The 8,219-nt window shown below is 43.5% G+C and carries 9 protein-coding genes; 1 reads left to right on the forward strand and 8 read right to left on the reverse strand.

Annotated features, from left to right (window positions below; translation table 11 throughout):
• Positions 1-15: 15 nt before the first annotated feature.
• From EIZ37_RS26415 to EIZ37_RS26745, 5 genes are all read right to left on the reverse strand, one after another.
• On the reverse strand, positions 16-1,359 hold the full coding sequence (locus EIZ37_RS26415) for a WG repeat-containing protein (protein WP_167568833.1): 1,344 nt from the start codon (positions 1,357-1,359) through the stop codon (positions 16-18).
• Positions 1,360-1,651: 292 nt separating this feature from the next.
• The gene (locus EIZ37_RS12775; protein WP_134684990.1) at positions 1,652-2,293 is read right to left on the reverse strand and encodes a hypothetical protein; all 642 of its coding nucleotides are present in this window, start codon (positions 2,291-2,293) and stop codon (positions 1,652-1,654) included.
• A gap of 55 nt (positions 2,294-2,348) precedes the next feature.
• The gene (locus EIZ37_RS26820) at positions 2,349-3,377 is read right to left on the reverse strand and encodes a hypothetical protein (protein WP_235827987.1); all 1,029 of its coding nucleotides are present in this window, start codon (positions 3,375-3,377) and stop codon (positions 2,349-2,351) included.
• A 168-nt stretch (positions 3,378-3,545) separates the two neighbouring features.
• Positions 3,546-4,373, reverse strand: coding sequence for a hypothetical protein (locus EIZ37_RS12790; RefSeq protein WP_134684993.1), 828 nt, complete (start codon positions 4,371-4,373; stop codon positions 3,546-3,548).
• A 19-nt stretch (positions 4,374-4,392) separates the two neighbouring features.
• The gene (locus tag EIZ37_RS26745) at positions 4,393-5,004 is read right to left on the reverse strand and encodes a hypothetical protein (protein ID WP_134684994.1); all 612 of its coding nucleotides are present in this window, start codon (positions 5,002-5,004) and stop codon (positions 4,393-4,395) included.
• 203 nt (positions 5,005-5,207) lie between these two features.
• On the opposite strand from EIZ37_RS26745, the gene EIZ37_RS26750 reads away from it, so the two are divergent.
• Positions 5,208-5,651, forward strand: coding sequence for a pentapeptide repeat-containing protein (locus EIZ37_RS26750; RefSeq protein ID WP_407921140.1), 444 nt, complete (start codon positions 5,208-5,210; stop codon positions 5,649-5,651).
• A 519-nt stretch (positions 5,652-6,170) separates the two neighbouring features.
• On the opposite strand, the gene EIZ37_RS12805 is transcribed toward EIZ37_RS26750, so the two are convergent.
• From EIZ37_RS12805 to EIZ37_RS12815, 3 genes are all read right to left on the reverse strand, one after another.
• Positions 6,171-6,971, reverse strand: a complete 801-nt coding sequence (locus tag EIZ37_RS12805) for an FG-GAP repeat protein (protein WP_134684996.1) — start codon at positions 6,969-6,971, stop codon at positions 6,171-6,173.
• Positions 6,968-7,183, reverse strand: coding sequence for a hypothetical protein (locus EIZ37_RS12810; protein WP_134684997.1), 216 nt, complete (start codon positions 7,181-7,183; stop codon positions 6,968-6,970). Before EIZ37_RS12810 ends, EIZ37_RS12805 begins: the two co-directional genes overlap by 4 nt.
• Before the next feature lie 184 nt (positions 7,184-7,367).
• Positions 7,368-8,090, reverse strand: coding sequence for an RCC1 domain-containing protein (locus tag EIZ37_RS12815; RefSeq protein ID WP_328591360.1), 723 nt, complete (start codon positions 8,088-8,090; stop codon positions 7,368-7,370).
• Between the last annotated feature and the right edge of the window lie 129 nt (positions 8,091-8,219).

Genomic DNA, 8,219 nt, shown 5'->3' on the forward strand with positions numbered 1-8,219 from the left:
CATTGAATTCTCGTTTTAATTCGAACTGAAGGATCCGGTTTTGTCGATCGTTCCCAGCTTTCCATCCTTTTTGACCGTGGCCTTTCCCCCCGAAAAGCTGGTGGCGTACGAATATTCAAATGGAATGACGACTTGCCCTTTGGCATTGATGTAACCAAATTTTCCATCCCTTTTGACGAGGGCAAGACCATCCGAGAACTTGGTCGCATGATCAAAATTGTACGGGATGGTGACTTCGTCTTCACCCGCACGCTTGTAGCCCCATTTGCCTGCCTTTTCTACAGGTACCAGCATGACGCTTGTGGCAGCGGCTGGTTTCGGCTGGCTGACCGTTGTTGCAACAGGCTTAGGTTTTACAACTGGTTGCTGATTTAAAACTGGCTTAGGCTGTGGCTTTACAGCAGATTGTGTAGAAGTTGTTCGAGTCACTGTTTGTTTTTTAGGCGGTGTCACTTTTTTAGGTTGTTCTGCTTTCGTAACCGGTGTAGGAGTCTTCGTTGTTACCGAGGAATTGGGTTTTGCCGTGACATTTGTCTCCCCGTTTGCAGATTGCGCAAGCGTCTGCCCTGATGCCGGCAAAGTTCCAGTAGCATCGACCGGAGGTGTTTCGGTGGTTCCCGCTTGATTCGCTTGCCCATTCGCTAGCGACTGCAAAAACGATGTCAAGGCGGCTCCAGATTGTTTCGTTTTATCAAGCACATCAGTTTGGGACTCATCCGTAGTAGCCTCTGTGGTGGCCACCTCAGCGTTTTGCTCTGATGGTTCTGTTACTTTTTCTGCAGCTACCGACGACTCGATCTTTTCAGAAGGCGATGGTTCTTCCTCTGTGTTTTCTTCTATGGAAGGGGAAGCGTCTACTTCTTCAACTGGGCTTGAAGCTGGAGCTGGATCAGTCGAAGCTTCTTGGACTTCCACTGCCGATTCGTCATGGGAAAACAATTGAACAGCCCCATAAACAACTCCCGACAAAGCAAGGAAAGCAGCCAATGAAATAGCTCCTACTTTTACAATCAATCCTGTATTTTTTTCCTTTTGAACGGTCTCCTTTTTTTCAATTGAAACGACCAGTTCAGCCTTGTGCTGCTCGTATTCCGCCATGATCATCATGCTTCCAGCTTCTATTGCTGTGATAATTCCTTCTTCGTTTACCTTCCCATTCGTTGTATGCTGGGAATGCCATTTGACTTTCTCTGTGATTTCTTCGTTCCTTCCATCCGTTAACACAGCATATACTTTTATCTTTGAAGTCTGGCCCGCCTCCAAATAGAGCAAAGCAGGCTCGATGCGGATATACATGATATTACTACTGTTTTCAGCTCGTTCATCGATAGAGGATAAAAGTGGTTTTACCGGTTGCACTGACATCACTACACCTCCTAAGATTGCACAAATTCTTTATGGTAATCTTCAAGAAAATAGGTGCTCTAAAAACAAATTACCAATAAATACATATGACGTAAACAGCCAGAGCCAAAAATCACCCCAAGGTCATAAAAGCGGACAAGGCTGGATTGGAAGGACAGTGTTTTTTGTGTCGTTAGTATGAGAAGAGGCTCGCCATAATGGTATGAATTACCTAACAACTGGTGCGGATTTTGTCGAATAAGGAATGCATGAAAAAACGGTTACCATACGATAACCGTTGATTGCTCTATTGTTTTAATTCTTCGACGTTCATTGTTACAACCTTTATAACAACTGCACTATCTTGTTCTTCTACACCCGGAAATCTTATGTGATATTGACTGATTACTAAGGTTGCTTCCCCTTTGACAGGTTTCTCCCCGAACTTTTTGATATCCTCAGGATTCTCAAACTTCAGATTGATTTTGTCGTAAAGTTTGTTATTCGGGTCATCCGACACTTTCATGCGCGGAAACGCAGAGGATTCGTCCACTTTAAACTTTACCTGCTGATCCAAATGTTCAAATCCTTGAGGGTAAAATTCAATTGTACCCTTTACCTCGATTTCCCCCGTAAAATCAATATTGGCTTGGTCGACGTAAAACGCTGCATCCGTTGTTGGCAGGATATCGGCTTTGGTCACTTCCATACCGGCGACCTTGTCCCCGACTTTCAGGTTGCGCGGGTCGAACGGATTCGCTTGCTCCGTTCCCTGTTGATCTCCCGCCTCTGCCTGCTCTTGCACCTGCGTACTCCCTTGATTGATCGCTTCTTGCTTAATTTCTGGATTTTCTGCTTTTGCCCCTTCCGAACATCCGGTCAATAAAGATGTTCCGATGAGCATGAAAATGACAACGATCATAATTGACAATTGGCTTGTAAATTTCATCCGATGTTCCCCTCCCATATCCTGACTATATCACGTAAGTATGTAATTGCATTGGTTAATTCTCATATACGAAGAATTTGATTTGCGGCACTTTTTTTCTGCCAAATGCGTAATTGAGTGTTGTGTAATTGTAGTTTTTTCCACCTGCATTTTTCACTACGACACTTGAAGCGATGTCTTTTGAGTTAAATGTTTCTCCCTTTTGATAAGGTACAACAGGAGCGATATGGCCATGTGGTCCGCTTGTATTCTGCCAAGAGGCAACCGTCGGCATACCGGCATTTGCTAGTCGCTGCGCCTCTTCAGCAGACACCTCACGCCACCCTTGTTTTTTTGCCTGGGCGCCCTGCAGCCAATCATACATGTCGTTTGCCAACATTTGCGGTATATTGGCACCCATTTCTTTCATTACGTTTCTGGTGAAGATATTGCAATACGTATATTTGTCCGGGAGATAATTTTTGGTTACATCAAATTTATCCTTGTTCAAGACTTCCAGGTAATTTTCCTTTGAGCGGTTCTTGGGAACTGAGACCGGGGTATCTTCTTTCTTTGGTGGTGTGTTCGAGTTACCCCCCGGTTTGTTATTCGTAGGTGGATTTGATGGTGTTGAGGGGTTCGCTGGCGAAGGTTTTGAAGGTGTCTGGTTGGAAGTGCCATTTCCTGAACCGCTGCTGTTGCTTGGATTGCTGCTGTTTCCTGAACCACCATTTCCTGATGAAATCGTGCCGTTTTTTATACTACCGGTCTGAATGCCTCCAGCTTGAATACCGCCTGTGTGAACATTACCTGTCTGGATACCTCCAGTCTGGATGCCCCCTGTCTGGATGTTTCCTGTCTGGATGTTCCCTGTCTGGATGTTTCCTGTCTGGATGTTCCCTGTCTGGATGCTCCCTGTCTGGATACTACCGGTCTTAATTCCTCCAGTCTGAATGCTGCCTGTTTTTATGCCTCCTACCTGAATGCCTTCAGCATAACCAGTTGCTAACTCAATCGGGCTAAAACATATGGTTAAAGCAATCCCGGCATGCATCATGCCGATACGAAGACGCCTTCCTCTTTTTTTACATTGTGATTTTCTCAAAACGCTACCTCCCCCAAACGAAAGTATCTCCCATCAGTCCAGTCGTAATGGTGATTACCCATTCCTTCTTTCATTTCAAAAAACGGCTATCTCGTTGAGAAAGCCGTTACATATTGATATGGATTGACTCGTCATACCTTTTGCTCCTAAAAATTCTCCGCTTACTCCCTATTTTTGAAGTTGAAACTTTTCCCCTTCAAGCTTGAAAGTTACCTTCTGATCAGGAGCTTCATCCGTAGTCAATACAAAACCATCATTTTGTTCCGTTGGAGTGATATTTACAGTTGCATTTCCCGTATGGTTTATCATCAATTCATTTTCATACAACTGAGCGTTCCATACTTGTGGCAACGGATTATTTTCAGCGAAGACATTAGCAGGTTCCCATTTGTTTTGATTGAGCACCCAAGCTACCGCAAACACGGAAGAGGGCGTGTTTTCAGTAAGATGACCTAGGGCGATCAAATGATCTTTCCCACCGATCTTGGTTAGAAAGAAGTCTTGAACTAACTCAGCCCCTTGTTCAAGGAGAAGCTGGGAATTTGTCTTTTGATCGTCCCCCCATTGAACAAATGACCATACTCTTTCCAATGTACCATTGATTTCAGGAAGTCCGTTGTAACTGACCCATCTCAGTTTCGCATCGGCGCCATTCAGGTTTACCGCTTTCGTCTTCACCGTAATTTGATTATCAAGCGCTATCGCTAAGTCATTATCATTGACGAGCAAGGACTCCTTCATCGAAACCAATTTCCCTAGCCCCTCGATAAACTGTGCTTGAACCCCTTCCCGATCCCCAGGGGCAACACTGGTATCGTTAATTTTGGCCAAGTATCCTTTCAGGGTATCCAAGCTTGCTTGAACTTCTTGACTTGGTTGCTTCGCTGCTGTCTGATTAATCGGTTGGGTTGGCGGTGCAGCCCCCTCCGCAAATCCACAACCAGTAAGAGATGTGAACAACAGGAATGCAGCTAGCGTCTTTTGGTACTTTTTCATGGTCGGTCACCTCAGGTAATTAAGATTTCTTGGGCCGGATGTAAGGTTGATCCGTTAATCCGTATTCTTTTTCCAAATCATAGGTTTTCCCGTGAACCGTGCCTTTTCCGTTTACAATGGTCATTTTACGCGATAATACGTCATTTTTATATTTCGGATTGCTGGCATTTGCTACCTCTGTAGCGATAATGGTCATGATTTCTTTTTCCGAGAGGTTCTTTCCTTTTATCTGTTTGTTAACCCTTTCTATTACGACCTTCTTTAATCCTCCATTTTGCACAGCAATGTCTAAGGCTAAGGCATAGGCTCGTTCACTTTTCAAATTATACTGACTGACGATCGAAGACGCTTTGTCCACGTAGTACTTCATGGCATCCGTTTGAATTTGCTTAAATTCAGACGTAGTTGCTAATGCCACCAGTTTATCCTTCCATAGACCTGTTACTTTGCCGTTCTTGTTAATGGATTTCGCCCAGTTCATTTGATCCTGCTTCGAACCATTCAGCATTTTGACAAATTCATCATATTGGTCGCCTAATATTTTTTTGGTTAGCTCGGGGTTTTCTTTATTCATCTTTTGTAGCAAAGGCTGAAGGGTTCCCTGACCAATATTCCATTGGAGATATCCCAAGGATAGTCCTTGCCCATCAAAATTCCCCGCAATGTTGCCAAACCCGCTTCCTTCGAACGCACCTGTAATATTAAGTGCTTTTTGCTGAACTGGATCGTTTACTGATGTAGGTGGATTTGATTGGGGTGGAGTGGAATTTCCTTGTTGATTGCTGTTACTACCGCTATTTCCATTATTGTTTGAATTCGTATGGGGAGAGGAAGGTGTCTCTTTCGGCGAGTCTTTTGAAGGAGTCGAATTATTGCTGTTGTTTGAATTGCTGCCATTCCCATTCTTTATGTCGCCGGTCTGAATGCCACCGTTCCGGATGTTGCCAGTTTGGATGCCGCCTGTTTGGATACCGCCCGTCTGGATGCCACCCGTCTGGACGCCACCAGTTTGAATGCCGCCCGTCTGGATGCCACCCGTCTGGACGCCACCAGTTTGAATGCCGCCTGTCTGGATACCGCCTGTCTGAATGTTGCCTGTCTGGATGTTCCCTGTCTGGATGTTCCCTGTCTGGATGTTCCCCGTTTGGATGCTACCTGTTTGGATGCTACCTGTTTGGATGCTACCTGTTTGGATGCTACCTGTTTGGATGCTCCCCGTTTGGATGCTACCTGTTTTTATGCCTCCAACATGAATGCCACCGCTCTCAGCATGAATAGTTGAAACCTTCATTGGAAAGAAAATAATCAAGAAAGCAATCCCAATACTCGTGATTCTCATTCCATTTTTGCCTTGCCTTTGCGAAGAATGTGAGCGATTCAAATCGATACCTCCTTTTTCCTATGATTCACGGTCAGTTCAAAACATTCGCACGACAAATTTACCAATTAATACTAATCGTGTAAATGCGTATGATGTAAAACCCTTCTTTTTACCCCCCGACAACTTATTATTTAGGTCCTAATGCTTGGTTTTGAGAATCAGGAAAGGAGCATTTTCAGACTAAAGGCATACATGTCTTCAGTGCATCCACCCTCCCTTTAGCCCTCCTTTAGAACCCAACTATATAAGCGATTGGAGGAATTCTTTACTCCGTTCAATGGAATAGTCTTGACCTTGCTTTTTATTTGATGTTTGGCAAAAACAGCTATCGTTAATATATAGCTGTTTTCCAAATTTAGGATGAACATCAGGTTCTCCTTGACCGATCCACAGATAAGAAATCAATGTGTGTTTTCTTAAAAATCATATTGATCCTTACCGTTATAACGTGCGATCTTCCCATCTATCATTAATTTTTTCCACCCTTGTTCCGTTGTCTCCAATATACCTAAGTTCTTTTGCTCACCTTTTTCATTTATCTCCAGATTGATCTGACCGATCACAATATTCCCCTGGAGTTTCCCTTTTAACTGTGGAATGATTTGAACATTGCTGTTCCAATTGCCTCCTGTGAAGTACACATCATGCAGCGCCACGATGATATCCTGTTCACCATCGCCATTTACATCTTCCAGAGCAAGGGACATTTCCAATTCCTTCTTTTGGCCTTCTGTTTCAGCGATCTTCGCCATTTCTTCTGCAAAATAGCTTTTTAACGCTTCCCTCTCTTTAGGAAATCCAGTAGATGAGAAAGCTATCCATTTTACCTTCTCCTCTTCCACTTTAGGCTCTTGTGACTTTTTTTCAGGAGCTATAGAGACAATCTGTTTGACGCTCGCCGTATCCGTCACTCCCGATTGGGCAAATCTCATTGTAACATCTGAGATGCGCAGTGTAGCTTTCCCATTTGTCCCCGGTTCACCAAAGCTTCTTTTCTCTTCTTCCGTCTGGAATTGTAAGGTGATTCCTTCGAAACGTTCCTTGCTTTTGTCTTCCGATATTTTCATTTTGGGAAACGTCGCAGTCTCATCTATATAAAACACGATTTGATTCCCCATTGTCTCATGTTCGCTTGGCATATATTCATACGTGCCTGCTACTTCTACTTCTCCCGCGAATTCAACTGTCGCCGCATCAAAATAGAATCCTTCATTCATACTGGTGACCGGAGAAAAACGTCCTTTATCTCGATTCCGGCTATTTTTTGACCCTTTTGAACTTTTCTCGGGTCAAATTCTAAAGAAGTTGACGTGGATTGGCTTTCCTTGCTTGCAGCACTCGATCCCCCCATCAGGCTGCATCCATTCAAAAACAACATACATATGGCAATCACAATCGGAGTAAAACGACTTGATAGCATTGCTTTCATGCAGAACACTCCTTGTCATTATAGGCAATCCTCTACGATTTTCATGTTAAACTTTCTGTGTATCTAATGTATGTAAATGTCTATATTATCTGCCTCTGTTTTTGACGATCCCTAACAATGAATCTGACTTTTAGTCCGGATTTTTTAAGCAGGAAAGCGGCTACAACTGCAGCCGCTCTCTCGCTTATTTTTTTCCAATAATTGTGAGCTTTTCCGGTATATTTTTATCTATGTTCGTTCCATCTCCCAATTGTCCATATTCGTTGCTTCCCCATGTCCATACGTTTCCTTCCTTATCTAAGGCGACTGAATGGCCATCCCCACCTGATACGGACACTACGCCCGTTATTTGTTTGACCTCATTTACTGGCATTATCTTATCTACATTTTCCCCTATACCCAACTGCCCATTCCGGTTTAAACCCCAAGACCACAGCTTTCCTTCTTTGTTTGCAGCAAAGCTGTGAAAGTTTCCTTGTCCGATTATTGAACTACTACCAGCCTTCAATATTTCCTGTGGTGGCGCTTCTCCACCTCCCCATTCCGATACCGAACCATCCTTGTTTAGAGCAATAATACTTCCAGTTGCTCCGGCTACATCAATTATTCCTGTTAAACCCTTTACTTTGGTTGGCGTTTTCACAATTTCCTCATTAGATCCGACACCAAGATTCGTTTCTCGATTCCACCCCCATGCCCAGATGGATCCGTCATCTTTTTGAACCGCTAGAAAGTGTTTAAAACCAGCTGAAATTTTACCAATATTTTGCAATCCTTCTACTTGAACGGGGACCGCCGAGTTATCTCCTTCTCTACCAAGTTCTCCGTATGCGTTGCTTCCCCATACCCAAACGGTTCCATCTTCTTTTAAAGCAATCGTGCTATTTGAATTCGCATCTATATCAATTCAATGCTAGCCTTTTCCCTGTTTTTTAAATCCATCATGTCAGATATATAATTTGAAAATGCGTCTAAATAATTTGAGGAAGAGTTAATGTGAACATCAATTGTAAAATCCCCAATATAATCATTTGAA

The organism is Brevibacillus migulae, from assembly GCF_004521915.1.
In the GTDB taxonomy this organism is placed as follows: domain Bacteria; phylum Bacillota; class Bacilli; order Brevibacillales; family Brevibacillaceae; genus Brevibacillus_F; species Brevibacillus_F migulae.